General features: G+C 68.5%; 26 protein-coding genes. 20 read left to right on the forward strand and 6 right to left on the reverse strand.

The genetic code is table 11. The features are described 5' to 3' along the window. Positions 1-385 precede the first annotated feature (385 nt). On the forward strand, positions 386-2752 hold the full coding sequence (locus GT007_RS08540) for a putative bifunctional diguanylate cyclase/phosphodiesterase (protein WP_160121185.1): 2367 nt from the start codon (positions 386-388) through the stop codon (positions 2750-2752). A 3-nt stretch (positions 2753-2755) separates the two neighbouring features. On the opposite strand, the gene GT007_RS08545 is transcribed toward GT007_RS08540, so the two are convergent. After that, positions 2756-3106, reverse strand: a complete 351-nt coding sequence (locus GT007_RS08545) for a phage holin family protein (RefSeq protein ID WP_160121186.1) — start codon at positions 3104-3106, stop codon at positions 2756-2758. 130 nt (positions 3107-3236) lie between these two features. On the opposite strand from GT007_RS08545, the gene GT007_RS08550 reads away from it, so the two are divergent. After that, complete coding sequence (locus GT007_RS08550; RefSeq protein WP_201451837.1) at positions 3237-4862, forward strand: long-chain fatty acid--CoA ligase; 1626 nt, start codon at positions 3237-3239, stop codon at positions 4860-4862. Here GT007_RS08550 and serB read toward each other — a convergent pair whose 3' ends face one another. Further along, positions 4863-5756, reverse strand: a complete 894-nt coding sequence (gene serB / locus GT007_RS08555; RefSeq protein WP_160121188.1) for a phosphoserine phosphatase SerB — start codon at positions 5754-5756, stop codon at positions 4863-4865. 12 nt (positions 5757-5768) lie between these two features. On the opposite strand from serB, the gene miaA reads away from it, so the two are divergent. From miaA to GT007_RS08600, 9 genes are all read left to right on the forward strand, one after another. Further along, on the forward strand, positions 5769-6743 hold the full coding sequence (gene miaA, locus GT007_RS08560) for a tRNA (adenosine(37)-N6)-dimethylallyltransferase MiaA (protein WP_160121189.1): 975 nt from the start codon (positions 5769-5771) through the stop codon (positions 6741-6743). Between the two features lie 33 nt (positions 6744-6776). Next, complete coding sequence (locus GT007_RS08565; protein WP_160121190.1) at positions 6777-8579, forward strand: acetolactate synthase 3 large subunit; 1803 nt, start codon at positions 6777-6779, stop codon at positions 8577-8579. Between the two features lie 5 nt (positions 8580-8584). Continuing rightward, positions 8585-9100, forward strand: a complete 516-nt coding sequence (ilvN, locus tag GT007_RS08570) for an acetolactate synthase small subunit (protein WP_160121191.1) — start codon at positions 8585-8587, stop codon at positions 9098-9100. A gap of 4 nt (positions 9101-9104) precedes the next feature. After that, the gene (locus GT007_RS08575; RefSeq protein WP_160121192.1) at positions 9105-9707 is read left to right on the forward strand and encodes a hypothetical protein; all 603 of its coding nucleotides are present in this window, start codon (positions 9105-9107) and stop codon (positions 9705-9707) included. 52 nt (positions 9708-9759) lie between these two features. After that, entirely contained in the window at positions 9760-10776 is a 1017-nt protein-coding gene (gene ilvC, locus GT007_RS08580) for a ketol-acid reductoisomerase (protein WP_160121193.1), read from the forward strand. A 111-nt stretch (positions 10777-10887) separates the two neighbouring features. After that, positions 10888-11958 (forward strand): zinc-binding metallopeptidase family protein, encoded by a 1071-nt coding sequence (locus tag GT007_RS08585; protein WP_160121194.1) that lies wholly within the window; start codon positions 10888-10890, stop codon positions 11956-11958. Positions 11959-11989: 31 nt separating this feature from the next. Further along, positions 11990-12919: an allantoinase PuuE gene (puuE, locus tag GT007_RS08590; RefSeq protein WP_160121195.1), complete on the forward strand. Its 930-nt coding sequence runs from the start codon at positions 11990-11992 to the stop codon at positions 12917-12919. Continuing rightward, on the forward strand, positions 12897-14285 hold the full coding sequence (locus GT007_RS08595) for a class II fumarate hydratase (RefSeq protein WP_160121196.1): 1389 nt from the start codon (positions 12897-12899) through the stop codon (positions 14283-14285). The genes puuE and GT007_RS08595 overlap by 23 nt, the downstream gene beginning before the upstream one ends. Then, complete coding sequence (locus tag GT007_RS08600; RefSeq protein ID WP_160121197.1) at positions 14282-14509, forward strand: ribbon-helix-helix domain-containing protein; 228 nt, start codon at positions 14282-14284, stop codon at positions 14507-14509. Before GT007_RS08595 ends, GT007_RS08600 begins: the two co-directional genes overlap by 4 nt. Positions 14510-14514: 5 nt before the next feature. Here GT007_RS08600 and GT007_RS08605 read toward each other — a convergent pair whose 3' ends face one another. Continuing rightward, positions 14515-15189: an RraA family protein gene (locus tag GT007_RS08605; protein ID WP_160121198.1), complete on the reverse strand. Its 675-nt coding sequence runs from the start codon at positions 15187-15189 to the stop codon at positions 14515-14517. A 95-nt stretch (positions 15190-15284) separates the two neighbouring features. Between GT007_RS08605 and GT007_RS08610 the strand changes: the two genes are divergently transcribed. After that, entirely contained in the window at positions 15285-16166 is an 882-nt protein-coding gene (locus GT007_RS08610; protein ID WP_160121199.1) for an SMP-30/gluconolactonase/LRE family protein, read from the forward strand. 83 nt (positions 16167-16249) lie between these two features. Here GT007_RS08610 and GT007_RS08615 read toward each other — a convergent pair whose 3' ends face one another. Further along, positions 16250-16444, reverse strand: coding sequence for a hypothetical protein (locus GT007_RS08615; protein WP_160121200.1), 195 nt, complete (start codon positions 16442-16444; stop codon positions 16250-16252). Between the two features lie 4 nt (positions 16445-16448). Here GT007_RS08615 and GT007_RS08620 point away from each other — a divergent pair, with 4 nt between their 5' ends. Continuing rightward, complete coding sequence (locus GT007_RS08620; protein WP_160121201.1) at positions 16449-17075, forward strand: hypothetical protein; 627 nt, start codon at positions 16449-16451, stop codon at positions 17073-17075. A gap of 14 nt (positions 17076-17089) precedes the next feature. Here GT007_RS08620 and GT007_RS08625 read toward each other — a convergent pair whose 3' ends face one another. Continuing rightward, the gene (locus GT007_RS08625) at positions 17090-18076 is read right to left on the reverse strand and encodes a Bug family tripartite tricarboxylate transporter substrate binding protein (RefSeq protein ID WP_160121202.1); all 987 of its coding nucleotides are present in this window, start codon (positions 18074-18076) and stop codon (positions 17090-17092) included. Positions 18077-18198: 122 nt separating this feature from the next. Here GT007_RS08625 and GT007_RS08630 point away from each other — a divergent pair, with 122 nt between their 5' ends. Together GT007_RS08630 and GT007_RS08635 are read left to right on the forward strand one after the other, a co-directional pair. Next, the gene (locus tag GT007_RS08630; protein ID WP_160121203.1) at positions 18199-19266 is read left to right on the forward strand and encodes an NAD/NADP-dependent octopine/nopaline dehydrogenase family protein; all 1068 of its coding nucleotides are present in this window, start codon (positions 18199-18201) and stop codon (positions 19264-19266) included. A 25-nt stretch (positions 19267-19291) separates the two neighbouring features. Further along, on the forward strand, positions 19292-20704 hold the full coding sequence (locus GT007_RS08635; RefSeq protein ID WP_160121204.1) for an NAD(P)-binding domain-containing protein: 1413 nt from the start codon (positions 19292-19294) through the stop codon (positions 20702-20704). Positions 20705-20914: 210 nt separating this feature from the next. Here GT007_RS08635 and GT007_RS08640 read toward each other — a convergent pair whose 3' ends face one another. Next, on the reverse strand, positions 20915-21832 hold the full coding sequence (locus GT007_RS08640; RefSeq protein WP_160121205.1) for a threonine/serine dehydratase: 918 nt from the start codon (positions 21830-21832) through the stop codon (positions 20915-20917). Positions 21833-22004: 172 nt separating this feature from the next. On the opposite strand from GT007_RS08640, the gene GT007_RS08645 reads away from it, so the two are divergent. The 5 genes from GT007_RS08645 to ptsP are packed head-to-tail and all read left to right on the forward strand — an operon-like array spanning position 22005 to position 26336. Then, on the forward strand, positions 22005-22451 hold the full coding sequence (locus GT007_RS08645; RefSeq protein WP_160121206.1) for an HPr kinase/phosphorylase: 447 nt from the start codon (positions 22005-22007) through the stop codon (positions 22449-22451). Further along, complete coding sequence (gene rapZ / locus GT007_RS08650) at positions 22448-23518, forward strand: RNase adapter RapZ (RefSeq protein ID WP_160121207.1); 1071 nt, start codon at positions 22448-22450, stop codon at positions 23516-23518. The genes GT007_RS08645 and rapZ overlap by 4 nt, the downstream gene beginning before the upstream one ends. A 34-nt stretch (positions 23519-23552) precedes the next feature. Further along, a complete protein-coding gene (locus GT007_RS08655) occupies positions 23553-23966 on the forward strand; it encodes a PTS sugar transporter subunit IIA (RefSeq protein WP_160121208.1) in 414 nt (137 codons plus the stop codon). Between the two features lie 14 nt (positions 23967-23980). After that, positions 23981-24331 carry an HPr family phosphocarrier protein gene (locus GT007_RS08660; RefSeq protein ID WP_408015537.1) on the forward strand — a complete coding sequence of 117 codons (351 nt, stop codon included), beginning with the start codon at positions 23981-23983 and terminating at the stop codon, positions 24329-24331. Next, complete coding sequence (ptsP, locus tag GT007_RS08665; RefSeq protein ID WP_160121210.1) at positions 24321-26336, forward strand: phosphoenolpyruvate--protein phosphotransferase; 2016 nt, start codon at positions 24321-24323, stop codon at positions 26334-26336. Before GT007_RS08660 ends, ptsP begins: the two co-directional genes overlap by 11 nt. The last annotated feature ends 39 nt before the right edge of the window (positions 26337-26375 follow it).

A 26375-nucleotide genomic window follows, 5' to 3' on the forward strand; every position in this document is an offset into this window, starting at 1 on the left:
GTGCATGCGACAAGGGCCAGATCCTTACGGAGCCGGCCTTATCTCCCGCGTTCCCCAGTGGTGTCACTGGTGGGGCGCCGGGGTTATTCCCGGCGGGGCGCCGCTCTAGACCCTTTCCGCCCCCCTGTCTAGCCCCACGCACCGCCCGGGGCGGCGGGGTCGAGGAGGGGAATGTCATCCATCACGCATAGTTTTGCTGCTTCATCGACCCGTGTGATGCTTCATTCACGTTCCGTTGCGATTCTTTAGTCTAATGTCACGCGCTGACCCGGAGCGAGAAGCATGAGCCCCGCCTATGCCTAGGGACGCCCCCTTCTGGCGCTCCGTCGCCAGAACACGGATGATGAGGCGTTTCCGGCACTGGCTGCGTGGAGCGTTCCCGGGAGTGCGGCTGCGCACGGCCCTGCTGCTGGGCGGGCTACTGCCGCCGCTGCTGGCCGCCTTGATGGCCGGCACGCTCAGCGCCGGCTTCGTGCAGCGCAACGCCCTGCAGGAAGCCCGTGCCAATCTCAGCCACGACGCCGACAGCGTGCTGGCCCTGCTGGATGAAATATCCGAGACCCTGGCCGTGCATGCCTCCGTGGCCGCCGACCGCCGCACCCTGGCCCAGGCCCTGGCCGATCAGGACCATGCCGCGGCGGATACCCTGCTGGAACGCGCCCGCCGCAACATGACCAGCGTGGGCACCGATATCGAGCAGCTGGAGGTGGTCCTGCGCAACGGATCGGTGCTGGCCAGCACCATGGGAGAGGCTGCGCGCGGCCGTTTCCGGGTGGATCTGGTCAGCGCGCCCGCGGCGGTGGGGGAGGCCGACGCCAACGCCTTCACCCGCATCATTCATGACCCGCGCACCCCCGGCAGCTTGATGCTGGCCGGCAACGCGCCCGTGATCCACGCAGGCGAGCATGTCGGCTGGATCTCCCTCATCCGGCCCGTGAACGCGGCCTTCGTGGCCGATATCTCCCGCCTGCTGCGCCGTGACCTGCTGCTGGTGTCCAGCGACGAATTGCTGGCGGGCACCATCACCGTGAACCCCGATTCCCTGTTCCGGCAGTGGCATGGCCCCAGCCAGCCCGGGCCGCTGCACATGATGCTGGCGGGCGAACGGCTCATCACCCTCTACCGCCATCTGAACATCCCCGGCAGCGACCTGGGCGTGCTGGTGCTGTGGCCGCAGGCGGAGGTGGACCGCCCCGGCAACCTGGCCGTGGGGGGCATCGTGCTGTCGGTGCTGTTCGTGCTGTTCCTGCTGATCCCGGCCGTGGCCTTCCTGGGCACCCGGCTGGCCCAGCGCCTGCGCACGCTCAGCCAGGCACTGCGGGAACTGGGCGAAGGCCGGCCGGCGGTCAGCCTTTCCCATTTCGGCATGCCCGCCATCCAGGAATTGCGCGACCTGCGCCTGGCCGTGGAACGCTTCCGGGAAAACCTGGCCGAGCGCGAGCGCCTGACCGAACGCCTGACCTGGATGGCCAATTTCGACCCGCTGACCCGGCTGCCTAACCGCTCCCTGTTCCAGGACCGGCTGCATCAGGCCCTGGTGGCCGCCGCGCGCGATGGCCGCACCATCGCCCTGCTCTGCCTGGACCTGGACCGCTTCAAGGAAGTGAACGACACGCTGGGCCATGCCGCCGGGGACCAGCTGCTGCGCCGGGTCGCGGAGCGCCTGCAGCTCTGCGTCCGCGGCTCGGACACGGTGGGCCGGCTGGGCGGGGACGAATTCTCCATCCTGATGCCGACACTGGAACGGCCCGAGGAAGCGGAGATGCTGGCCCGGCGCGTGATCGGCGCCATCGCCCTGCCGGTGGAGCTGGAGGGCAAGCATGTGGAGATCGGCGTCTCGGTGGGCATCGCGGTCAGCGACGGCTCGCATGAGCCCGGCATGCTGCAGCAGGAAGGCGATGTGGCGCTCTATGCCGCCAAGGCCGAGGGCCGGGGGATCTGGCGCTTCTTCGAACCCGCGATGAATGAGGCCCAGCGCCGCCGCCGCGCGATGGAAGCCGCCCTGCACGAAGGGCTGAAGCACCATGAATTCCGGCTGGTCTATCAGCCCCAGGTGCTGCTGGAGACGGGCCGCGTGATGGGGGCCGAGGCGCTGGTCCGCTGGGAGGACGCGCAGGGCAACCGCCACATGCCCAGCGATTTCATTCCGCTGGCCGAGGATACCGGGCTGATCCTGCCGCTGGGCGAATTCGTCCTGGCGGAGGCCTGCCGCTTCGGCGCCGCCCGCCCCGCGCTGCGGGTGGCCGTCAATGCCTCCGCCGTGCAGTTGCGGGAACCGCGCTTCGCCCAGACCGTGGAGCGCATCCTGCGCGAGACGGGGATGGACCCCGCCCAGCTCGAAATCGAGATGACCGAGACCGCCATCCTGCAGGATGTGGACAATGTGAAGGCCAATATCCGCCGCCTGCGGCGCAGCGGGGTGAAGATCGCGCTAGATGATTTCGGCACCGGCTTCTCCAGCCTGTCGCATCTGCGGCAGCTGGAATTCGACCGCATCAAGATCGACCGCAGCTTCGTGAAGGACCTGGCCGATGACGGGGAGGCCCGCGCCCTGGTCCGCGCCGTGGTGAGCATGGCCCGCGCCGTGGGGGTTGAGCTGGTGGGCGAGGGGGTGGAGACCGAGGCCCAGGCCGAAGCCCTGCGCCAGGAAGGCTGCCACGAGGCCCAGGGCTACATGTATGGCCGCCCCGTCAGCGCCGAGGAATTCGACCGGCAGCAGCTGGACCAGGGGCGCCTGGCAGCGGCGGTGTAGGCCCTATCGCGGCGAACCGTCGCCGATGCTGCGGTTCACCAGCCAGGACACGATGGAGACGATCAGCGCGCCCCAGAAGGCCGCCCCGAAGCCGTCGATCTTCATCCCCGGGATCAGCGCCGAGGTCAGCCCCAGCATCGCCGCGTTCACCACCAGGATGAAGAAGCCCAGCGTCACGATCGTGAAGGGCAGGGAGAGCAGCAACAGCACCGGGCGGATCAGCGCGTTCACCACCCCGAACACGATCGCGGCCAAGAACAGGCTGAACGGGCCGCTGAAGCTCAGATCATCCAGCAGCGCATCCGCGCACCAAAAGGCGAAGGCGGTGATCGCCGTGCGCGCCAGAAAGCCCATGATGTCGTCTCCGTGAGGGGTGCGGGGGCGTAACGCCCGTGGGGCGGGCGGGTTGCGGCTTGCATTCCCGGGATGGAAGTCCCGATAGTTCCTCCCAACAAAAACCAGGGAGGAAATTATGCAGGGCCTGATGCAGGAGCATCCGCTGCTCATCTCATCCATCCTGCGCCATGCGGCGCGCCACCACCAGGGGGCGCGCATCGCCAGCGTGGACGCCAACGGGCGCATGACCCGCAGCAGCTACCCGGAGGTGGCGGCGCGCGCCGCCCAGCTGGCCCATGGGCTGCACCGGCTGGGGGTGCGGCGGACGGAGCGCGTGGCCACCCTGGCCTGGAACACCCTACCGCATCTGGAACTGTACTATGCCGTCTCGGGCAGCGGGGCGGTGCTGCACACGGTGAACCCGCGCCTGTTCCCCGAACAGGTCGCCTTCATCCTGAACGATGCGCAGGATGTGGCGCTGTTCGTCGATGCCTCCCTGCTGCCGGTGCTGGAGAAGGTGGCGGACCGCCTGCCCGCCAGCCTGCGCGCCGTGGTGGTGCTGGGCGAGGGGCATCCCGAGGCGGCCCCCCCTGCCCTCTCCGTCCCCGTCCTCAGCTACGATCAGCTGATCGCGGGCGAGAGCACCGGCTACGACTGGCCTCTGCTGGATGAACGCTCGGCCAGCGCGCTGTGCTATACCTCCGGCACCACCGGCGAGCCGAAGGGGGTGCTATACTCCCACCGCTCCACCGTGCTGCACGCCATGGCGGCGATTCAGCCCGATGTCTTCGCGCTGCGGGCGCTGGATACGGTGATGCCCGTGGTGCCGATGTTCCATGTGAACGCCTGGGGCCTGCCCTACTCCGCGCCGATGGCGGGCAGCGGGCTCGTGCTGCCGGGGCCGAAGCTGGACCCCGTCAGCCTGCACAGCCTGTTCGAGGCCGAGGGCGTGACCTTCAGCGCCGGCGTGCCCACCATCTGGACCGCCCTGCTGCAATGGCTGGAGGCCGAGCCCCACCGCCGCTTCGCCCACCCGCCGCGCCTGGTGGTCGGCGGCACCGCCCTGCCGGTGGCCGTGACGGAGGCGTTCCTGAAGGAATACGGCGTCTCCATCCTGCATGCCTGGGGCATGACGGAGATCAGCCCGCTCGGCTCCACCAATTCCCGCAAGGCGGAAAACGCCCATTGGTCGCAGGAGGAGTTCCTGCACTACTCCCGCAAGCAGGGCCGGCCGCATTTCGGCGTGGATTACCGGGTGCTGGACGATGCGGGCCAGCCCATCGCGCATGACGACCGCGCCTTCGGCGAGATGCAGGTGCAGGGCCACTGGGTCGCCAGCGGCTATTTCAACCGCGCCCACGACCACGCCTTTACCCCCGATGGCTGGATGCGCACGGGCGATGTGGTCACGGTGGACCCGCTGGGCTGCATCGAGATCGTGGACCGCGCCAAGGACGTGATCAAATCCGGCGGCGAGTGGATCAGCTCCATCACGCTGGAGAACCTGGCGCTGCGGCACCCGGATGTGGCGCTGGCCGCCGTCATCCCGGTGCATCACCCGAAATGGGACGAACGCCCGCTGCTGCTGGTGGTGCCCAAGCCGGGCTGCACGCCCGATGCCCAGGACATCCTGCGCATCTATGACGGCCAGGTGGCCAAATGGTGGGTGCCGGACGCGGTGGAATTCGTGGAATCCCTGCCGCTGACCGCCACCGGCAAGCTGTGGAAGGCGGAGATGAAGAAGCAGTGGCGGGGCTATAGCCTGCCGGGTTGATCAGCCCGGCAGGATCTCGCTGGCGCGGTAGCCCTGCGCGAACAGCAGCCCGCGCAGATCCACGTGGTTCAGGCGGAAGCGCGCCTGGGCCTGCACGCTGGGCTTGGCGTGATAGGCGATGCCCAGCCCCGCCGCCAGCAGCATGGGCAGGTCGTTGGCGCCGTCGCCCACCGTCAGGGTCTCCGTCAGGGCCAGGCCGCGGGCGGCGGCCAGGCGCTTCAGCGTGGCCAGCTTCGCGTCCTTGTCCAGGATGGGTTCCTCCACCGCGCCGGTCAGGGTGCCGTCCGCGATGCCCAGCGTGTTGGAGTGGTGCTCATGGAACCCCACCAGCTTGGCGACGCGGCCGGTGAAGAAGGTGAAACCGCCCGAGACCAGCGCGGTGTGCGCCCCGCCGGCGCGCATGGTGGCCAGCAGGGGGCGGGCGCCGGGCATCAGCTCCGTGGTGGCCCAGGTGCGTTCCAGGGCCGCTTCCTCCAGCCCCTTCAGCATCGACACGCGTTCCCGCAGGGCGGCCTTGAAGTCCAGCTCGCCATTCATGGCCCGCGCGGTGATGGCCGCGATGCGGTCCTTCAGCCCGGCCTCGGCGGCCAGTTCGTCGAGCGTTTCGCTGGTGACGATGGTGCTGTCCATGTCGGCCAGCAGCAGCTTCTTGCGGCGGCCTTCGACGGGCTGGGCGATCACGTCCACCGGGGCCTCCGCCAGCACCCGGCGGGCGGCGGCCATGGCGGGCTCATTGGCCAGGTTGTCGAAGGGGATGTCCACCGCCTCGGCCTCGGCCAGCCAGTCGGGCGTGCCGCAATCGGCGCCGAGCGTGGCCAGGGCCTGGCGGATTCCCGGCAGCAGGTGGGCGGAAAGCGCGCCAGGGGGCGCGACAAGCGTGAGGATATGCGGCATGGCGGGCGGACCATGCAGAAGCCGGCCGAAGCGCGCAACCCGCCTGCCTTGATCGTCTGTGGCCCGACCACCAGCGGCAAATCGGCGCTGGCGCTGGAACTGGCCGAGATGCTGGGCGGCACGGTCATCAATGCCGATGCCATGCAATGCTATGCCGGCATGGCCGTCATCACGGCCCAGCCGGGGCCGGAGGACACCGCCCGGGCCCCGCACCGCCTGTATGGCGTGCGCGACCCGGCCCAGGCCGCCGATGTGGCCTGGTGGCGGGAAGCCGCGCTGGCCGAGATGGCCCAGGCCCGCCTGCCCATCCTGTGCGGCGGCACGGGGATGTATCTGCGCGCGCTGACCCAGGGCCTCTCCGCCCTGTCGGAGGTGCCCGAGCCCGCCCGCGCCGAGGCCCGCGCCCTGCTGGCCGAACGCGGCCCCGAGGCCCTGCACGCCCTGCTGGACCCCGAGACCGCCGCGAAACTGCGCCCCGGCGACAGCCAGCGCGTGACCCGCGCGCTGGAGATCCAGATCGCCACCGGCCGGGGCCTGGCCGCCTGGCAGCGCGAGGCCCCGGTGCTGCCCCCCGCCCCCTGGGATTTCAGCGCCATCCTGCTGGACCCGCCGCGCGAGGCCCTGCGCGCGGCCATCGCCGCCCGCTTCGACGCTATGCTGGCCGGTGGCGCGATCGAGGAGGTGCGCGCCCTGCTGCCCCTGGACCCCGCTTTGCCCGCCATGCGCGCCCATGGCGTGCCGGAGCTGCGGGCGATGCTTCTCGGAGAAATGACTCCCGCCCAGGCCCGGGAACGCGCCATCCTCAACACCGGGCAGTACACCAAGCGGCAGGCGACCTGGTTCCGGCACCAGGCGCTGGTGGCCCCCAGCGCCTTGCATATGATCCATGCGCGTTTCGCGGGTCTTGCGCAATTTTCGGAAAGTGAACAGGAAAAATTGGTCACTTTCGTGCGCAACGCGGTTGACGCTGCATCGCGGCAGGCATAGGTAGGCCGGGTAAACGCCAACCACGGGAAAACCATGTCCGCCATCACCACCCCTGCGCCTGCCACCACGGATCTGCGTCCGGGTGCCGAGGTCATCCTTCGCGCGCTGAAGGAGCAGGGCGTAGAGGTGATCTTCGGCTATCCCGGCGGTTCCGTACTCCCGATCTACGACGCGCTGTTCCAGCAGAACGCCATCCGCCACATCCTGGTCCGGCATGAGCAGGCCGCGGTGCACGCCGCGGAGGGCTATGCCCGCTCCACCGGCAAGGTGGGCGTGGTGCTGGTCACCTCCGGCCCCGGTGCGACCAACGCCGTCACCGGTCTGGTGGACGCGCTGATGGACAGCATCCCCATCATCTGCCTGACCGGCCAGGTGCCCACGCACCTGATCGGCAATGATGCCTTCCAGGAGGCCGACACCACCGGCATCACCCGCCCCGCCACCAAGCACAACTACCTGGTGAAAAAGAGCGAGGATTTGGCCCGCGTGGTGCATGAGGCCTTCCATGTGGCGAAGTCCGGCCGGCCCGGCCCGGTCGTGATCGACCTGCCGAAGGACATCCTGATCAAGCCCGCGCCCTATACGGACGCGCCGCCCCCCTCCACGCCCCATCGCAGCTACCGCCCGCAGGTGGAGCCCGACGCGGCGCGCATCCAGGAGGCGGTGAAGCTTCTGAAGGGTGCCAAGCGCCCCGTGATCTACGCCGGCGGCGGCGTGATCAACGCGGGGCCCGAGGCCTCGCGCCTGCTGGGTGAGTTCACCCACATGGCCAACATGCCCTGCACCAACACGCTGATGGGGCTCGGCGCCTTCCCGGCCAGCGACCCGCACTTCCTAGGCATGCTGGGCATGCACGGCACGGTGGAGGCGAACCTGGCCATGCATGGCTGCGACGTGATGCTGAACATCGGCGCGCGCTTCGATGACCGCGTGACCGGCCGGCTGGATGCGTTCAGCCCGGGTTCCAAGAAGATCCACGCCGATATCGACCCGTCCTCCATCAACAAGAACGTGAAGGTGGATGTGGCGATCGTGGGCGATGCCGGCCGCGTGCTGGCCGCCCTGATCGAGGCCTGGAAGGCCGACAGCACCCAGCAGGACAAGAAAGCCCTGGCCGGCTGGTGGCAGCGGATCAACGAATGGCGCGCCACCAACTGCCTCGCCTACAAGCAGCAGGGCCCGATCATCAAGCCGCAGCACGCGGTGAAGCGCCTGTTCGAGATCACGCGCGAAACCGGGCGCGACACCATCATCTCCACCGAGGTGGGGCAGCACCAGATGTGGGCCGCCCAGTATTTCGGCTTCGACAAGCCGAACCATTGGCTGACCTCGGGCGGGCTCGGCACCATGGGCTATGGCCTGCCGGCCGCCATGGGCGCGCAGATCGCCCACCCCGACGCGCTGTGCATCGACATCGCGGGCGAGGCCAGCATCCTGATGAACATCCAGGAGATGGGCACGCTGGCGCAGTACCGCCTGCCGGTGAAGGTGTTCATCCTGAACAACGAATACATGGGCATGGTGCGCCAGTGGCAGGAACTGCTGCATGGCGGCCGGTATTCCGAAAGCTATTCCGCCGCCCTGCCCGATTTCGTGAAGCTGGCCGAAAGCTTCCATGCCAAGGGCCTGCGCGCCGAGAACGCCGACCAGCTGGATGACGTGATCCGGGAGATGATCGCCCATCCGGGCCCGGTCATCGCCGACATCATGGTGGCGAAGGACGAGAACTGCTTCCCGATGATCCCGTCGGGGGCGGCCCACAACGACATGATCCTGGGCCCCGATCAGGAGGGCAACGCGCGCTCCGTGACCGATGAAGGCAAGGTGTTGGTGTAAGAACAATGTCCGATATGAATCAACGCTCCGCCACCATCGCGGTGCTGGTGGAGAACGAGGCGGGCGTGCTCGCCCGCGTGATCGGCCTGTTCTCCGGCCGCGGCTACAACATCGACAGCCTGACCGTGGCGCCGGTGGACGAGACGGGGCGGATTTCCCGCATCACCGTCGTCACCTCCGGCACGGAGATGGTGATCGAGCAGATCAAGGCGCAGCTCGACCGCCTGGTGCCGGTGCACCAGGTGAGCGACCTGACGCTGGAAGGCCCGCACCTGATGCGCGAACTGGCGCTGATCAAGGTCGTGGGCCAGGGCGACCACCGGGTGGAGGCGCTGCGGCTGGCCGATGCCTTCCGCGCCCGGGTGGTGGACGCCACCACCGAGAGCTTCGTGTTCGAGATGACCGGCAATGCCGAGAAGATCGACGCCTTCTGCGCGCTGATGCGCCCGCTCGGGCTTGCGGAGATTTGCCGCACCGGGGCGGTGGCCATCGCACGGGGAACGCGGCACATCGCCGCATAGGCACATGGAACATTTGCCAGAAGAAGACATTGAGAACGCTCAGAATTTCTCCGCCAAGGATGTAGTGGAATTTCATATTAAGTTTGCCGCAGAATATGGGAATTATGTTCGGCAATACGACAGTATTCTTGGAAACATAACCAGCGCATCCGTGGCGGGCACTTCCGTAGTAATTGCCACCTTACTTTTTGTCCTAAAGGAGACATCTGGCTTTTATCTACACATATCTTTAATATGCATATCATCATTTATAAATCATTTTAACTCATATATTTCAGCGGTAATGTTGCATATACTTGAGAAGAGAGAGCGTAATTTTATTTATTACAAAGCCGCCTTAAAAAAATTGGAGTCGATGGGAATTTCTAATGAATTTGAATTCATAGCCAAATCTGATTCTGGAGTTGAATCTGCAATTAATTTTGTCGACTCCGATTCTGACGATAATTTTTTGAGTAAATTCTTTCTTCTTGGAAAGAAAATTTCCAAATCTATTAGACCATGGGGGGATTTATTTTCATTCTATCACACCATTAGTGTTTATGTTATGATTTATGGCTTTGTTGGACTTACAATTGATTTGATTTTATATCTATGCAGGATATAAATTATACTTATATTGGGCATATATTGCACAATATAGAAAATTGGAGAAAGACATGCGCGTTTACTACGACCGCGACGCGGACGTGAACCTGATCAAGGCCAAGAAGGTCGTGATCGTAGGCTTCGGCAGCCAGGGCCACGCCCATGCCCAGAACATCCGCGACAGCGGCGCCACCGAAGTGGCCATCGGTGCCCGCCCCGGCGCCTCCTGGAAGAAGGCCGAGGCCGCCGGCTTCAAGGTGATGACCCCCGCCGACGCGGCGAAGTGGGCCGATGTGGTGATGGTGCTGACGCCGGACGAGCTGCAGGGCGACCTGTACCGCGATCACCTGCACGCCAACATGAAGCCGGGTGCGGCGCTCGCCTTCGCCCATGGCCTGAACGTGCACTTCAACCTGATCGAGCCCCGCGCCGACATCGACGTGTTCATGATCGCGCCGAAGGGCCCCGGCCACACCGTGCGCGGCGAATACCTGAAGGGCGGCGGCGTGCCGTGCCTGGTGGCCGTGCACCAGAACCCGTCGGGCAATGCGCTGGAGATCGCGCTGTCCTATGCTTCCGCCGTCGGCGGCGGCCGCGCCGGCATCATCGAGACGACCTTCAAGGAAGAGTGCGAGACCGACCTGTTCGGTGAGCAGGCCGTGCTGTGCGGTGGCCTGGTCGAGCTGATCAAGGCGGGCTTCGAGACCCTGTGCGAGGCCGGCTACGCCCCCGAGATGGCGTATTTCGAGTGCCTGCACGAGGTGAAGCTGATCGTCGACCTCATCTATGAGGGCGGCATCGCGAACATGAACTACTCCATCAGCAACACGGCCGAGTATGGCGAGTACGTGACGGGCCCGCGCATCGTCACCTCCGAGACCAAGGCCGAGATGAAGAAGGTGCTGGAGGACATCCAGATGGGCCGCTTCACCCGCGACTGGATGCTGGAGAACAAGGTCAACCAGGCCTCCTTTAAGGCGACCCGCCGCAAGCTGGCCGAGCACCCGATCGAGGAAGTGGGCGCCAAGCTGCGCGCCATGATGCCCTGGATCAGCAAGAACGCCCTGGTCGACAAGGCCAAGAACTGAGTGTTCCCCGCCAGGAGCCGCAAGGCTCCTGGCACCCCATGCGGCGGGGCGCGCAACCTCCGCATCCCTCGGGCGTTCCGGCTCCGTACCCAGTCCGGATGCCTTTCCCCCATGCGCCTGTTTTCCTGCCAGCATTGCGGCCAGGTTCTCTATTTCGAGAACACCCGCTGCGAGAATTGCGGCGCCACGCTCGGCTACCTGCCGGAAGCCAACGTGCTGTCAGCCCTGGAGGCCGAGGGCACCACCGGCCTGTTCCGCCCCGCCGCCGACCCCGGCCGCCCGCTGCGCTTCTGCGCCAATGCGGGGCTGGAGGGCTGCAACTGGATGGTCGCGGCCGAGGGCGGGGAGGCGCTGTGCCTCGCCTGCCGGCACAACCGCACCATCCCGGACCTGTCGGACGCCAACAACCTGGCCTTGTGGCGCAAGATCGAGGTGGCGCAGCACCGCGCCTTCTACAGCTTCGTGCGGCTGGGCCTGCCGATGCGGACCCGGGCGGAGGCGCCGGAGAACGGCCTGGCCTTCGACATCCTGGCCGACACCCCCAACGCCGCAGAGCGGGTGATGACCAGCCACGATGACGGGCTGATCACCATCGCGCTCGCCGAGGCCGACGACGCCGAGCGCGCCCGCCGCCGCACCAGCATGAACGAGCCCTACCGCACCCTGCTGGGCCATTTCCGGCATGAATCCGGCCATTATTTCTGGGACCGGCTGGTGCGCGACGGCGGGCGGCTGGACGCCTGCCGCGCCGTCTTCGGCGATGACAGCCAGGATTACGGCCAGGCGCTGCAACGCAACTACGAACAGGGCCCGCCCGCCGACTGGCAGCAGCATTTCGTCAGCACCTATGCCGCCTGCCACCCGTGGGAGGATTTCGCCGAGACCTGGGCGCATTACCTGCACATCGTGGACACGCTGGAGATGGCGGCCGCGCTCGGCCTCGGCATCCGGCCCCGCGCGGACACGGCCGGCGGGCTGACGGCCCAAGTCGCCTTCGACCCCTATGCCAGCACCCGCATCGAGGAGCTGATGGCGGCCTGGGTGCCGCTGACGGTCGCGGTGAACAGCCTGAACCGCAGCATGGGCGTGGCGGACCTCTACCCCTTCGTGCTGTCGCCGGTGGTGGTGGGCAAGATCGGCTTCGTCCAGTCCCTGGTGCATGGGCTGCCGGCGCCGCGTTGACCGGCGCGGCGCGCCCTGGCCAAATCACGCCATGATCCCCGACCCGAAAAGCTACTACCCGCGCGACTTCAAGGGCTACGGCGCCAACCCGCCGGACCCGCAATGGCCGGGCGGCGCGCGGGTCGCGCTCTCCTTCGTGCTGAATTACGAGGAAGGCGGCGAGAACACCGTGCTGAACGGCGATGCCGGCAGCGAGATCTATCTGAACGAGGTGCCCGGCGGCACGCCCATCATCGGCGAGCGCAACCGCGGCATGGAAAGCCAGTTCGACTACGGCGCCCGGGCCGGGGTGTGGCGCGTGATGCGCCAGTTCGCCGCGCGGGGCCTGACATTCACCGTCTATGGCGTCGGCCGCGCGCTGGAGCTGAACCCCGATGTCGCCCGTGCCTTCGTGGAGCAGGGCCATGAGGTGGCGAGCCACGCCTGGCGCTGGATCGACTATCACAATGTGCCGGAGGAGGTGGAGCGCGCGGAGGTCGCCCGCTGCTACGACACCATCGCGCAGCTGACCGGCCGCGCCCCGGTCGGCTGGTACACCGGCCGCATGAGCCCCAACACCCGCCGCCTGGTCGCGGAGCATGGGGGCTTCCTGTACGATTGCGACGCCTATGACGACGACCTGCCCTATTACGTCGATGCCGGGGGCAAGCCGCAGCTGATCATCCCCTATACGCTGGACGCCAACGACATGAAGTTCGGCGTGCCGCCGGGCTTCACCGCGCCCGGGGGCTTCGAGCAATACCTGACCGACGCGCTGGAGGTGCTGCGGCAGGAGGGCGGGCGCATGATGTCCGTCGGCCTGCACGCGCGCATCGTGGGCCGGCCCGGGCGGGCGGCGGCGCTGGCGCGCTTCCTTGATCATGTGGCCGCCTGCCCCGATGTATGGGTCGCCACGCGCGAACAGATCGCGCGCCACTGGATGAAGGTGCACCCGCCCCATGCCGCGCACGGAAACCGATAGCCTCGGCAGTATCGAGATCGAGGAGGGCCGCTACTGGGGCCCGCAGACGGAGCGCGCGCGCCGCCTGTTCCGCATCGGCACGGAGCGTTTCCCGCCCATCCTGATCCGCGCCGTCGGCCTGCAGAAATGGGCCGCCGCCCGGGCCAATGCCGCGCTCGGCCTGCTGCCCGCCGATATCGCCGGCGCCATCGCCCAGGCCGCGGAGGAGATCATCCGCGGCGAGCGCGACGCCGATTTCCCCCTGCCCGTCTGGCAGACCGGCAGCGGCACCCAGACCAACATGAACGCGAATGAGGTGATCTCGAACCGCGCGAATGAGCTGCTGGGCCAGCCGCTGGGCACCCGCGCGCCCGTGCATCCCAATGATCACGTGAACCGGGGCCAATCCTCCAACGACAGTTTCCCGGCCGTGATGCACATCGCGGCCGCCGAGGCGGTGACGACCCGGCTGCTGCCCGCGCTCACGACCCTGCATGCGGCGCTGGAGGCCCGGGCCCAGGAATGGGCGCCGATCGTGAAGCTCGGGCGCACCCATATGATGGATGCGGTGCCGGTCAGCCTGGGGATGGAATTCGCCGTCTGGGCCCGGCAGGTGAAGCAGGCGGAGGCCCGGGTGAACGGCACCCTGCCGCGCCTGCTGGTGCTGCCGCAGGGCGGCACGGCGGCGGGGACGGGGCTGAACACCCATCCGCAATTCGCGCCCGGCTTCGCGGCGGAACTGGCCCAGCGCCTGAAACTGCCCTTCACCGCCAATGACCTGCCTGGTGAGGGCATGTCCGCCCATGACGTGTTCGTGGAGCTTTCGGGCGTGCTGAACGTGCTGGCGGTGTCGCTGAACAAGCTGGGCAACGACATCCGGCTGCTGGGCAGCGGGCCGAGCTCGGGCCTCGCGGAACTGGTCATCCCCGCCGATGGCCTGTCCAGCAGCATCATGCCCGGCAAGACCAACCCCACCCAGGCCGAGGCACTGACCATGGTGGCCGCCCAGGTGATGGGCAACCACACCACCATCACGGTGGCCGGCGCCCAGGGCCACCTGGAGCTGAACGTGTTCAAGCCCGTCATCATCCAGGCCACGCTGCAATCCATCGCCCTGCTGGCGGACGCGATGGAAAGCTTCGCCGAGCACATGGTGGCCAAGCTGGCCCCCAACCTGCCGCGCATCGCGGAGAACCTGGGCAAGTCGCTGATGCTGGTGACCGCGCTGAACCCGCATATCGGCTACGACAAGGCGGTGAAGATCGGCAAGCTGGCGCTGGCCGAAGGGCTGACGCTGAAGGACGCGGCCCTGCGCCTGGGCTATCTGACGGCCGAGGAATTCGACCAGTGGGTGCGCCCCGACCAGATGCTGGGCCCCACCGGGTGACGCCGCACCTGCAGAAGCGCAGCCTGTCGCTGAACGGCCACCGCACTTCGGTGGCGCTGGAGCCGGCCTTCTGGTCCGTGCTGGAACAGGCGGCCAGCCAGCAGGGGCAGAGCCTGGCCGGGCTGGTCGCCACCCAGGACGCGACCCGGGCCGACCCCGACCAGCCGCTGGCCAGCCACCTGCGGGTGTTCGCCCTGGCCTGGGCGGGCCAGGGGAAAGGCTGAGGGGGCTACAGCCCCTCGCAGCCCAGGCGCTTCAGCGTCTCATCCACCCAGGGGGCCGTGTAGCTGCCGGACAGGATGGCGGCCATCTGCTTCTCCTCGGCGGCGTTCTTCGCCTGGGTGTCGGCCAGCACCTTCTCCGCTTGGGCGAAGGGCACGGCCAGGAAGCCGTCCTCATCGCCGATCACCAGGTCGCCCGGCTCGATCACCATGCCGTCGATGGCGATGGTGCCGTTGATCTCGCCCGGGCCATCCTTGTAGGGGCCGCGATGGGTGACGCCGGCGGCATAGACCGGGAAGTCATGCGCCGCGATCCAGCCCGCGTCGCGGATGGCGCCGTTCAGCACGATGCCACCCAGCTTGCGCACGATCATCTGGTTGGCCATCAGCTCCCCGATCAGGGCGTTGGTCAGATCGCCGCCGCCATCCACCACCAGCACGTCGCCGGCCACCGCCAGCTGGATGGCCTTGTGGATCATCAGGTTGTCGCCGGGGCGGGTCTTGATGGTCAGGGCCGGGCCGCACATCACGCCGCCCTTGTGCATGGGGCGGATGCGCGGGCCGCCGGCCAGGATGCGCGACATGCAGTCGCTGATATTGGCCACCGGCAGGGGGCGGAAGGCCTCCACGATCTGCGGCGAGACGGCGCGGCTGCGCTGATGGATGGCGAAACCCGTGGGCATGGATGCTCCCCCTATGCGAGCAGTGATACTGGCGCGAGACTGCAATGGAATGGCGCGCACCCCAAGCGCCCGCTCCCCACAAACAGGTAGCCTGCATGAGCTTTTTCGCCCCGCCCACCCGCGTCGAGACCGCCGCCTGGACCCGCCTGCCGGACGAATTCCGCAAGCTGGTGCCCAGCGCCTGGGCCAACTGGAACCGCGGCGGGCACCCGGTCGATTCCTTCCTGGAAGGCCCCTGCTTCGACGAGGACGGCAACCTGCTGGTCACCGACATCCCCTTCGGGCGGATCTTCCGCATCTCGCCCCAGGGCGAGTGGGAGCTGGTGGTGCAGTACGATGGCTGGCCCAACGGGCTGAAGCGCGCGCCCGAAGGCCATTACGTCATCACCGACTACCGCCACGGGCTGCTGCAGCTGGACGCCGATACGGGCTCCATCACCCCGCTGCTGGAATCGGCGCGCAGCGAGGGCTTCAAGGGCGTGAACGACCTGACCTTCGGCAGCGACGGCAGCATCTTCTTCACCGACCAGGGCCAGACCGGCCTGCATGACCCCACGGGCCGCGTCTATCGCCTGCGCCCCGACGGCCGGCTGGACACGCTGATCGACACCATCCCCAGCCCCAACGGCATCGTGGTGGCGCCCGACCTGTCCTATGTGCTGGTGGCGGTCACGCGCGCCAACCAGGTGTGGCGCCTGCCGCTGCACAAGGATGGCTCGGTGACCAAGGCGGGCATCTTCGCGCATCTGCATGGCGGCGTGTCGGGGCCGGACGGCATGGCGCTGGATGAGCAGGGGCGGCTGTATGTGGCCCATGCGGGCTTCGGCACGGTGTGGCGCCTGTCCGCCCGCGCCGAGCCCGAACTGCGCATCGCCAGCGCGGCCGGCTGGAACACCACCAACCTGGCGCTGAAGGACGGCGAGGCCTTCATCACCGAAAGCGAGACCGGGACGATCTTGCGGGTGACACTGCCCTAGGCCGCATCGGCATGCGGGTTCGGGATGCGGCCAGCGTGGAGAAGCACCGCCAGACGCACCCGCAACTTGATTGTCGATTGGACCTAAACCAGCTCCTGCAACCGGTTCTGGTCCACATGCACGGGTTCGGGCAGCACATAGGGCATGCCGGGCCTGGGCAGGGGGGCCAGGTTGTGCAGGTGGATATAGCCCGCCATGGCCGTGTAGACCTTCGGCTTGAAATGCGGCCAGTCGCCCTCGCCCTCCGTCTCCTCCGGCGGCAGGTCGAGCGGGTGCATGACTATGGATGTCCTCATCCGCCGCCAGCGCGCTGAACTGTTCATAGAAGCCCCGGATGCGCAGGTAGCGGCCCGGCGCGTTCAGGCTGGTGCAGCTGTGGAAGGGCAGGAAGAAGAACTTCGCCCGGGGCTGGCGTTCCCGCAGCCAGCGATAGATGCGCAGCTGGTTCGCCGCCACATCCATGAAATTGTCCATGAGGATGACGTCGATCTCATACTCCTCCAGGTCGTCGAAGAAGGTCTTGCCCGGGCGCTGCTTCGCCTCATGGTCATGAAAGCCGATGTGCTCGGCGTGCTGGTTGCGCAGAAAGCGCTTCGCTTCCCGCGTGTTGGCCTCATTCTCCGGGTCGTATTCCAGCACGCTCTCGACCCATTCCAGCGGGATGTTCTGGTGGGTGCGGTCGACGAAAGTCTTCAGGAAGTGATCGCTGCGGTTATGCGCGACGTTATGGGTCTGCTGATAACCGAAATAGGCGTCGAGGTTGGCCGCTGTCAGGTTCGACATGCAGGAACCAAAGGCCATGACCTTCATCGTTTCTCTCCTGAAGCCACGAAACCGCCCCGGCAACGAAGGATGTCAAAGAATAAAGCTCGAAACAACAACTCCGTGATGCAGGTGACAATTCAATAAGGGGCGCCCCGGCCTCAGTTCATGCTGGCGCCCGAAGCCCGCACCAGCTCCCCATGGCGGCGGATCTCGCTGGTCAGGAATTCCGTCAGCCGCTGCGGCGTACCGCCCAGGATATCGAGCCCCTGCGCCGCCAGCCGCTGCTGCGCGTCACGGTCCTGCAGGATCTCGTTCACCAGCCGGTTCATCGCCTGCACGATCGGCTGCGGCGTGCCGCGCGGGAACATCAGGCAGAACCAGGTGCCGAATTCCAGGCCCGGCATCCCGGCCTCGGCGGCGGTGGGCACATCCGGCAGGGCGGCGGCGCGGCGGTCGCTCAGCACCGCGATGGGCGTCAGCATGCCGGCCTTCACCTGATTCTGCACGCCGGTGATCAGGTTGAACATCACCTGGATGCGGCCCGCGATCAGGTCGTTCACCCCCTGCGCCACGGCGTTGTAGGGCACATGCACCATGTCGGTGCCGGTGGCCTGGCGGTACATCTCGCCGGCCAGGTGCATGGAACTGCCATTGCCCGAGGACCCGAAGGACAGCGCCCCGGGATGCGCGCGGGCATAGGCGGTGAACTCCGCCATCGTATGGATGCCCAGGTCGCGGTTCACCACCAGGATGTTGGGCACATTCCCGATCAGGATCACCGGCTCGAAATCCCGCAGCGGGTCGAAGGGCAGGTCGCGGTACATGGCCGGGTTGGTCGCCAGGGTGCCGGCCCAGCCATACAGCATGGTGTAGCCATCGGGGGCGGCGCGGGCGGCGGCGGTGGCGCCGACATTGCCGTTGGCCCCCGCGCGGTTGTCCACCACGGTGCGCTGCGGCAGGCGCTTATCCAACTCCTGCGCCAGGATACGGGCGATGGTGTCGGCCGTGCCGCCGCCACCGGCCGCCGGCACGATCATGCGGATGGAATGGTCGGGCCAGCCCGCCGGCAGGGCGGTCTGGGCCATGGCCGGAACAGGGGCTGCGGCAAGCGCCGAAAGCAGCACGCGGCGGGTGGTGTCGGGCATGGGGTGCTCCTGCGGATGGCGCATTCTGTCGCGCCCGCCAGAGTGGCGAAAGAGCTTCCGTCCGGCTGGACAGGGCGCGGCCCGGGCGCCGATGCTCACGCCACAGGCAGAAGGGGCGGTTCATGAGGCTGACAGTGCTGGGGGCGGGCGCCGTGGGCCCGGGCGTGGCGGCCTTGGCGGCCTCTCGCGGGCATGCGGTGACGATCTGGTCGCCCTCGGGCGCCGGCACGGCGGGAATGACCGATGCGATCGAGGCCGAGGGCCTGCTGACCGGCGTGTTCCCGCTGCGCGTGGCGGCCGGCCTGGCGGACGCGCTGGCGGGGGCCGAGGCCGCGGTGCTGATCGTACCCGCCTATGCCTTCCCCACCCTGCTGCCGCGCATCGCCGAAGCCCTGCCGCCCGGCGTGCCGCTGCTGATCTCGCCCGCCGCCTCCCTCGCGCCCCTGGCCTTCGAGGCACTGATGGCCCGCCATGGCCCGGCCCGCGCGCCGGTGGGCGGCCTCGGCACCACGCCGCTGGGCGGGCGGCGCACCGGCCCCGCCCGCGTGCGCATCGCGATGATCCGCAGCGAGATCGAGATCGCCGCCATCCCCGCCGGCCGCGCGCCCGAGCTGGCGGCCCTGGCCGAAACCCTGTTCGGCAACCGCTACATCCCCGCCCGCGATGCGCTGGCGGTGGCGCTCGTCGGCTCCAACCCCATCATCCATGGCGTGCTGGCCCTGACCAACCTGACGCGCATCGAAAAGCGCGAGGCCTGGCCGCAATACGAGATGATGACCGAGGCCGCCTGCCGCCTGATGGAGGCGATGGATGCCGAGCGCGCCGCGCTGGCCGCCAGTTTCGGCCTGTCGGTGCCTTCGCTCGCCACGCTGCTGCAACGGGCCAATGGCGTGCCGCTGGCGCCCCTGCATGAGATGGCGGCGGCCATCGCCGCCGGGCGCGGCGCGGTGCTGGGCCCCACCGACCTCGGCAACCGCTATGTGACGGAGGACGTGCCCTTCGGCCTCGTCTTCTATCTGCGGCTGGCCGCGGCCCAGGGCGTACCCATGCCGGTCACCGCCGCGTGCTCGGCCGCCCTGGCGGCGGCCACCGGCGGCGGGCTGGACCGCAACCCGCTGCTGGATGGCCTCGACCTGCCCGCGCTGGATCAACAGCTGCGTCATGGAATCAGCCGCGTGGACAAGGGCTGACATGTCATGGATATTGCAACGCACCATGAACCATAGCTCGCAAGGCGGCCTGGCCGCGCTGGAACAACAGGTGCAGCGGGACATGGAGGTGCTGAACCTCCCCGCCAAGAACTGGGTGCCGCGCCGCCAGGGCGTGCGCGACGTGGTCGTCATCGGTGCCGGCATGAACGGCATCGCCGCCGCCGGCGCGCTGATCCTGAAGGGCATCCGCAACATCGAGGTGCTGGAGGCGGCCGCCCCCGGCCAGGAAGGCCCCTGGTGCACCTATGCCCGGATGGAGACGCTGCGCAGCCCGAAAAACCTGACGGGCCCCTGCTTCGGCATCCCCAGCCTGACCTATCGCGCCTGGCATGAGGCGCGCTTCGGCCTCGATGCCTGGCACGCGCTGTACAAGATCCCGAACCAGGACTGGCAGGATTACCTGGGCTGGCTGCAGAAGACGCTGCGCCTGCCGATCCGCCATGGCGTGACCATGCGCGCCGTGCAGCCCGCCGACGGCCTGCTGCGCGTCGTGACCGATACGGGTGAGCCCATCCTGGCCCGCCGCGTGGTGATGGCCACCGGGCGCGGCGCCGTGGGCGGCATGTTCTGGCCCAGCTTCGTGCCCGGGGATCTGCGCCCCGGCCTGGCCGCCCACACCAATGACCTGATCGATTTCGAGCGCCTGCGCGGCAAGTCGCTGGCCGTGATCGGCGCGGGGCCCTCGGCACTCGACAACGCCGCGGTCGCCATGCTCCACGGCGCCGCCAGCGCGGATGTGTATGTCCGCCGCGCCCAGCTGCCGCAGATCAACAAGGGCCGCGGCACCGGCCTGCCCTATCACTACGGCTGGGGCGACCTGCCGGACGAGGACCGCTGGGCGGTCATGACCTATATCCAGGACCTGCAGGCGCCCCCGCCGCATGAGACGGTGCACCGCGTGCTGCGCCTGGGCGTGGACATCCACCTGGGCATGCCCACGCAATCCGTGCGGCGTGAGGGCGACAAGGTCGTCATGCGCTTCGCCGATGGCACCGAGCGCGCGCATGATTTCCTGATCGTCGGCACCGGCTTCCTGGTGGACATGGACCAAGTGCCGGAGCTGGCGGATTTCGCCCCCCACATCGCCCGCTGGGGCGACCGCTACGTGCCGCCGCCCGAACTGGTGCGGCATGACCTGGCGGCCTTCCCCTATCTCGGCGCCGGCTTCGAACTGCTGCCGCGCGGCCTGACCGCGCCGCCGGAAATGAAGCACATCCACCTTCTGAACTACGGCGCGCATGCCAGCTTCGGCGGCATCGCCAGCGATATCCCGGCCGTGGCGATCGCGGGGGAACGGGTGGCACTGGCCATCCTGCGCGGGTTGTTCCGGGAGGATTTTCCGAAGCTGCGCGCGGAGCTGGAAGCCTTCGACGAACCGGAACTGGAAACGACGCCGTTCTTCGTGCCGAGGGGGTGAAACGAGGGCGCTGCCCTCGTGCTCCCGTTGAGGGGGAAATGACTTTCCCCCTCAAGCTCCCCCATTACTTTCCGTCAGTTTGGGGCAGCCCCAATTCCATGAATACTATATAATAATATCAATAATTTAAAACTATTCGCAGGGGCCTGGGGAGATCTTATCTTCCCAGCGGGGAGGGTCCGGGAGGGGCGGCGCCCCTCCTGGCCTGTCCTACCCCAGCTCGGTATTCCCCCCGCACACCAGCACCCCCACCCTGGCCCCGCGCGGCGGCACCCAGGCCCCGCTCAGCAGCGCGGCCAGCGCGGTCACGCCGCCCGGTTCCGCCAGGATCCGGCATGCCTCCCACAGCCTGGCCTGCGCCGCGCGGATGGCCTCGTCGCTGACCAGCACGCTGGTGCGGATATTCTGCCGCGCGATCGGGAACATCGCGGCGCCCACCTGCTTCGCCCCCAGGCTGTCGGCCGCGATGCCGGAGACAGGGACCTCCACCGGGTGCCCGGCGGCCAGCGCCGCGTGCAGGGCGCAGCTGGTCTCGGGTTCCACCGCCACCACCTCCGTCGCGCAGCCGGCGTGCCAGGCGGCCATGCCGCCGATCAGGCCACCGCCGCCCACCGCCACCAGCAGATGCGTCAGGCGGGGGGCCTGGGCTTCCCATTCCAGCGCCACGGTGCCCTGGCCGGCCAGGACCTCGGGCTGGTCATAGGCATGGACCTCCAGCGCGCCGGTCGTGGCCTGGTGCGCCTGGCTGGCGGCCAGCGCATCGGCATAGCGCGCGCCGCCCACCACGAGGTTGGCGCCATAGGCACGGATGCGCGCCTGCTTGGCGGGGGCCGAGACCTCCGGCACGAAGATATCCGCCCGCACGCCCAGCGCCTGGGCGGCATAGGCCACCGCCGCGCCATGATTCCCGCCCGAGGCCGCGACCACCCCCCGCGACAGGTCGGCGGCCATGCGCAGCCGGTTGAAGGCGCCGCGCGGCTTGAAGCTGCCGGTCACCTGCGTCAGTTCCAGCTTCAGGTTCAGCGCGGGGCCGAACACGCCCTCGGGCAGGTCCAGCACCGGGGTGGTGCGGATGTCGGCGCGGATGCGCGTGTGCGCGGCCTGGATGTCGGAGCGGGTGATGGACATGCCTTTGGGGATGCCAGCACCACGGCGCCGGGCCAAGCCCCCGATGGGGGGAAGATTGCGTTGCAACAACCAGAAACAGCGCACGCATGGGTTGAGTAGCGGGACGCTTCCTTCCTTACCTCATTTGCGCCATATTTCCGCCCCGAATGATGCACCTCCCGGATTCAACCCCATGCGTCTGCACGCGAGCTGTGTCGCCCTCGATGGCGCGGCGCTGCTGCTGCTCGGCCCGCCGGGTTCCGGCAAATCCGCACTGGCCCTGCGTCTGATGGGCATAGGCTGGTCCCTCGTGGCCGATGACCAGGTGGTGCTGACCGCCGCCGCCGGTGCCCTGCACGCCGCCCCCCCGCCCGAGGGCGCTGGGCTGATGGAGGTGCGGGGCCTCGGCCTGTATGAGGGGCTGCCCCACACCGGGGCTCCTCTCGCATTGGTTGCGGAACTGATGCCCCAGGCGGCCATCCCCCGCCTGCCGGCGCCGGCCGAGTGGCGGGCGCTGGGCATCGCCCTGCCCCGCCTGGCGCTGGACGCCACCGACGCCGCCGCCCCCCAGAAGGCCGCCTGGGCCCTGGCCACGGCGCGCGGCATGCTGCGCCAGCGCGCGGGCTTCCTCAAACCATGAGCGGCCAGCGCCCTGTCGTGATCGTCACCGGGCTGGCCGGGGCTGGGCGCGGTTCCATCCTGAACATGCTGGAGGACATGGCCTTCGAGACGGTGGATAACCCGCCGCTGGCCATGCTCGAATCGGTGCTGGGCGATGGCGCGCTGCCGATCGCGGTCGGCGTGGACACCCGCAGCCGCGGCTTCGAGCCCGGGGCACTGCTGAATGTGGTCGAACGCCTGCGCCTGCGCCCCGACCTGGACGTGACGTTGCTGTTCGCGGCGGCCGAGGACATCGTGCTGCTGCGCCGCTATTCCGAGACCCGCCGCCGCCATCCGCTGGCGCCGGGCGGCCTGCTGGGCACCCGGGTGCAGGATGGCATCGCGCGGGAGATCGCGCTGATGGCCCCCTTGCGGGAGGCGGCGGACCTGCTGGTCGATACCTCCGACCTGCCACTGCCCGAGTTGCGCCAGCGCATGGAGGAACGCTTCCGCCCCGATGGCGCGCCGGGCCTGTCCATCACCGTGATGTCCTTCGCCTTTCCCAAGGGGTTGCCGCGCGAAGCCGACCTGGTCTTCGACCTGCGCTTCCTGGCCAACCCGCATTACGTGCCGGCGCTGAAGCCCCTGACCGGCCAGGACCCGCGCGTGGCCGCCCATGTGGAGGCCGACCCGGCCTTCCCCGGCTTCTGGCGCAACCTGACCGCGCTACTGGACCCGTTGCTGCCGCGTTATGTTCTGGAAGGCAAAAAGTACTTGACCATCGCCATGGGCTGCACCGGCGGCAAGCATCGCTCGGTCGCGGTCGCGGAAAAACTGGCGGCGCATCTGCATCTCATGGCCGGGGAACATGGCTGGCGTGTCAACCTGACGCATCGGGAATACCCGGCGAAGGAATACATGGCGCCCGATCATCCCCATATGCCGACAAGTCCTGGGCGGGAATTGCCCCAGGCCGCGCCAGAGGCTACAGCCGCGCGCCCACTGCCTTCGCCGGATGGCTCCCCCGCCAGCCCGGAATCACCTCCCCCCCTCAACCCCCCTGGGGGCGCCCCGCAACGGTCGCCCCTCACCATGGCAAAGCTATGAGCGACTTCCCCCCCTGCGTCAGCGTCGGCACTCCATGATCGGTCTTGTTCTCGTCACCCACGGGCGGCTCGCAGAGGAGCTGCGCCTGGCCATGGAGCATGTGGTGGGCCCCCAGCGCGGGGTGGCGACCGTGTGCATCGGCCCGGACGATGACATGGAGGATCAGCGAACCCATATCCGGGACTGCATCGGCTCGGTCGATGACGGAGATGGCGTGGTGCTGATCACCGATATCCTGGGGGGCACCCCTTCCAACCTGGCGCTGTCGCTGGCGAACGGGAAGGTGAAGGTGCTGGCCGGCGCGAACCTGCCCATGCTGGTAAAGCTGGCCAAGGTGCGCGGAACCGAGCCATTGTCCGAAGCGATCGACCACGCGGCGCAAGCCGGCCGGAAATACATCACGGCCGGGGGGGATGTGCCGGGCAAGACCGCCTGTCAGGGCGGCTGAGGGGAAACAAAAAAATGGACCAGGATATGAACAGCGTCCCCAGTGACGCCATATTGTCGGTGCAGGACTGCGGTTGTCCTGAAATCCCGGGGGCTCATGTGCTCAGGCGCAAGGTCCAGATCGTGAATTCCCGCGGGCTGCATGCCCGCGCCGCCGCCAAGCTGGTCGGCGAGGCGGAGCGATTCTCCGCCTGCATGCACGTGCTGCATGGCGGTGAGGTCGTGCCCGCCTGCTCCATCATGGGGTTGATGATGCTGGGCGCGGGCAAGGGCACCGAGGTGGAGATCACCGCCGAGGGCTGGGACGCCAAGGAAGCGCTGGAAGCCGTGGCCGGGCTGGTCGAGGCCGGCTTCCATGAAGAGTGAGCCCAAGCCGGAGCCGAAGGCGGCCGCCGCCAAGGCCGAGGCGAAGGCCGATCCCAAGCCGGCGGTGAAGCCCGCCGAGGCCGCACCCCAGAAGGCGGAGGCGAAAGCCGAGGCCAAGCCGGCCGCCAAACCCGCCGAGCCCGCCAAGGCCGAGGCCAAGCCCGCGCCGAAGCCGGCCGAGCCGCCCGCCAAGGCGAAGCCCGCGAAGAAGCCCCCCGGCGAGGCCCTGGGGCAGCCCCCCAAGGAGGCGCTGTACCGCGGCATCCCGGTGGCCCCGGGCATCGCCATCGGCATCATCTACGACACGACCGAGCCCACCACCGAGGCCCCCCGCCGCGCCATCGCGGCCGAGCAGGTGGAGGCCGAGCGCGAACGCCTGAACGCCGCCGCCGCCACCGCCCGCAAGCAGGTCACCAAGCTCAAGACCCGCCTGGCCATCCTGCCCGAGGAAGCGCAGGGCGAACTCGCCCCGCTGCTCGACGCCTATGTGATGATGCTGGGCAATTCCCGGCTGCTGCGCGGCGCGAAGAAGCGGATCGGGGAAGCGCTGCTGTCGGCCGAGACCGCCGTGCTGGACGAGTCGGAGGACATCGCGGCCATCATCCTGAACGCCAAGGATGACGACAAATCCGGCCTGCTGCGCCGCGCGGGAGAGGTGCGCGAGATCGCCCGCCGCCTGATCCGCCACCTGACGGCCACGCCCTTCCGCTCCTTCAAGGAGGTGCCGCAGGGCGCCATCCTGGTGGCCGAGGAACTGACGCCCGCCGACGCCGCCCTGCTGGACCCCGCGCGCATCGCGGGTGTCGCCACCGATGATGGCGGCGCGGATGGCCACACGGCCATCATGCTGCGCGCGCTGGGCATTCCCTCCATCGTCGGCTGCGCCGGCCTGACGGAGGCCGCCAAGCGCGGCGACTTCGCGGTGCTGGACGGCGGCGCGGGCAACATCGCGCTGCACCCCGGTGAGGCCACCTTGGCCTCGGCCAAGGACAAGGTCGCGGCCTATGCCCGCGAACGCGCCAAGCTGTCCAAGCTGCGCCGCCTGCCGGCGGAGACCACCGACGGCGAGGTGGTGGAGCTGCAGGCCAACCTGGAAATCCCGGCCGAGCTGCCGCTGATCGCCCAGGCGGGCGCGCAGGGCATCGGGCTGCTGCGCAGCGAATTCCTGTTCCTGAACCGCGATTCCCTGCCGGACGAGAACGCGCAGTTCGACGCCTACCGCTCCATCGTCGAGGCGATGGGCGGGGATTCCGTGACCATCCGCGTGCTGGACTGGGGCGGCGAGAAGGACATGGAGGCGCTGGGCGAAGGCGTGCCGGCGCCGAGCGGGCCCAACCCCGCGCTGGGCCTGCGGGGCCTGCGGCTGCTGCTGAAGCGGCCGGAGCTGCTGGAGGAGCAATTCGCCGCCATCCTGCGCGTGGCCATCCGCGGCCCGGTGCGGGTGATGCTGCCCATGGTGACCATCCCGCAGGAAGTGGCCCAGGCGCGCGAGATCTATGAGCGCGTGGCCAAGCGCCTGCGCCGCCGGGGTGAGGCCCTGCCCGAGAAGCTGCCGCCGCTGGGCGTAATGATCGAGACCCCGGGGGCGGCGCTGGCCGCCGACGCCATCGCGCTGGAGGCCGATTTCTTCTCCATCGGCACCAATGACCTGGCGATGTACACGCTGGCGGTGGACCGGGCGGAGACCGAGGTCTCCCACCTGTACGACCCGCTGCACCCGGCCGTGCTGCGGCTGGTGCAGTTCGCCACAGAGGCCGCGCTGCGCATGCGCATGCCGGTCAGCGTGTGCGGGGAGATGGCGGGCAACCCCAAGCTGGTGCCGTTGCTGATGGGCCTCGGCCTGCGCAGCCTGTCGATGAACGCGGGCTCCATCCCGCGCGTGAAGCAGGCTGTGCGGGCGCTGACCATCGACGATTGCGCCCGGCTGGCCAGGCGCGTGATGGAACAGAGCGACCCGCAGCGCATCCGCGAACTGGTCGAGGCGTTCGCGGCGGAGAAGCTATAGCCTCTCCGGGGATGCGGCGCGTTGAAGCCCCTGCTACAC

Source organism: Rhodovarius lipocyclicus, from assembly GCF_009900765.1.
GTDB lineage: Bacteria > Pseudomonadota > Alphaproteobacteria > Acetobacterales > Acetobacteraceae > Rhodovarius > Rhodovarius lipocyclicus.

Bases quoted from the DNA above. Each gene is read 5' to 3' on its own strand.
- GT007_RS08640 (WP_160121205.1), bottom strand. From the start codon at position 21,832: ATGTCCATCACCCGCTCCGACATCCAGGCCGCGCACACGCGCATCCGC.
- puuE (WP_160121195.1), top strand. From the start codon at position 11,990: ATGATCCCCGACCCGAAAAGCTACTACCCGCGCGACTTCAAGGGCTAC.
- GT007_RS08575 (WP_160121192.1), top strand. From the start codon at position 9,105: ATGGAACATTTGCCAGAAGAAGACATTGAGAACGCTCAGAATTTCTCC.
- GT007_RS08645 (WP_160121206.1), top strand. From the start codon at position 22,005: ATGCGTCTGCACGCGAGCTGTGTCGCCCTCGATGGCGCGGCGCTGCTG.
- GT007_RS08620 (WP_160121201.1), top strand. From the start codon at position 16,449: ATGGATGTCCTCATCCGCCGCCAGCGCGCTGAACTGTTCATAGAAGCC.
- GT007_RS08605 (WP_160121198.1), bottom strand. From the start codon at position 15,189: ATGCCCACGGGTTTCGCCATCCATCAGCGCAGCCGCGCCGTCTCGCCG.
- ptsP (WP_160121210.1), top strand. From the start codon at position 24,321: ATGAAGAGTGAGCCCAAGCCGGAGCCGAAGGCGGCCGCCGCCAAGGCC.
- GT007_RS08550 (WP_201451837.1), top strand. From the start codon at position 3,237: ATGCAGGAGCATCCGCTGCTCATCTCATCCATCCTGCGCCATGCGGCG.
- ilvN (WP_160121191.1), top strand. From the start codon at position 8,585: ATGTCCGATATGAATCAACGCTCCGCCACCATCGCGGTGCTGGTGGAG.
- GT007_RS08630 (WP_160121203.1), top strand. From the start codon at position 18,199: ATGAGGCTGACAGTGCTGGGGGCGGGCGCCGTGGGCCCGGGCGTGGCG.
- GT007_RS08545 (WP_160121186.1), bottom strand. From the start codon at position 3,106: ATGGGCTTTCTGGCGCGCACGGCGATCACCGCCTTCGCCTTTTGGTGC.
- GT007_RS08625 (WP_160121202.1), bottom strand. From the start codon at position 18,076: ATGCCCGACACCACCCGCCGCGTGCTGCTTTCGGCGCTTGCCGCAGCC.
- GT007_RS08610 (WP_160121199.1), top strand. From the start codon at position 15,285: ATGAGCTTTTTCGCCCCGCCCACCCGCGTCGAGACCGCCGCCTGGACC.
- rapZ (WP_160121207.1), top strand. From the start codon at position 22,448: ATGAGCGGCCAGCGCCCTGTCGTGATCGTCACCGGGCTGGCCGGGGCT.
- miaA (WP_160121189.1), top strand. From the start codon at position 5,769: ATGCAGAAGCCGGCCGAAGCGCGCAACCCGCCTGCCTTGATCGTCTGT.
- ilvC (WP_160121193.1), top strand. From the start codon at position 9,760: ATGCGCGTTTACTACGACCGCGACGCGGACGTGAACCTGATCAAGGCC.
- serB (WP_160121188.1), bottom strand. From the start codon at position 5,756: ATGCCGCATATCCTCACGCTTGTCGCGCCCCCTGGCGCGCTTTCCGCC.
- GT007_RS08660 (WP_408015537.1), top strand. From the start codon at position 23,981: ATGGACCAGGATATGAACAGCGTCCCCAGTGACGCCATATTGTCGGTG.
- GT007_RS08565 (WP_160121190.1), top strand. From the start codon at position 6,777: ATGTCCGCCATCACCACCCCTGCGCCTGCCACCACGGATCTGCGTCCG.
- GT007_RS08595 (WP_160121196.1), top strand. From the start codon at position 12,897: ATGCCGCGCACGGAAACCGATAGCCTCGGCAGTATCGAGATCGAGGAG.
- GT007_RS08585 (WP_160121194.1), top strand. From the start codon at position 10,888: ATGCGCCTGTTTTCCTGCCAGCATTGCGGCCAGGTTCTCTATTTCGAG.
- GT007_RS08615 (WP_160121200.1), bottom strand. From the start codon at position 16,444: ATGCACCCGCTCGACCTGCCGCCGGAGGAGACGGAGGGCGAGGGCGAC.
- GT007_RS08655 (WP_160121208.1), top strand. From the start codon at position 23,553: ATGATCGGTCTTGTTCTCGTCACCCACGGGCGGCTCGCAGAGGAGCTG.
- GT007_RS08635 (WP_160121204.1), top strand. From the start codon at position 19,292: ATGAACCATAGCTCGCAAGGCGGCCTGGCCGCGCTGGAACAACAGGTG.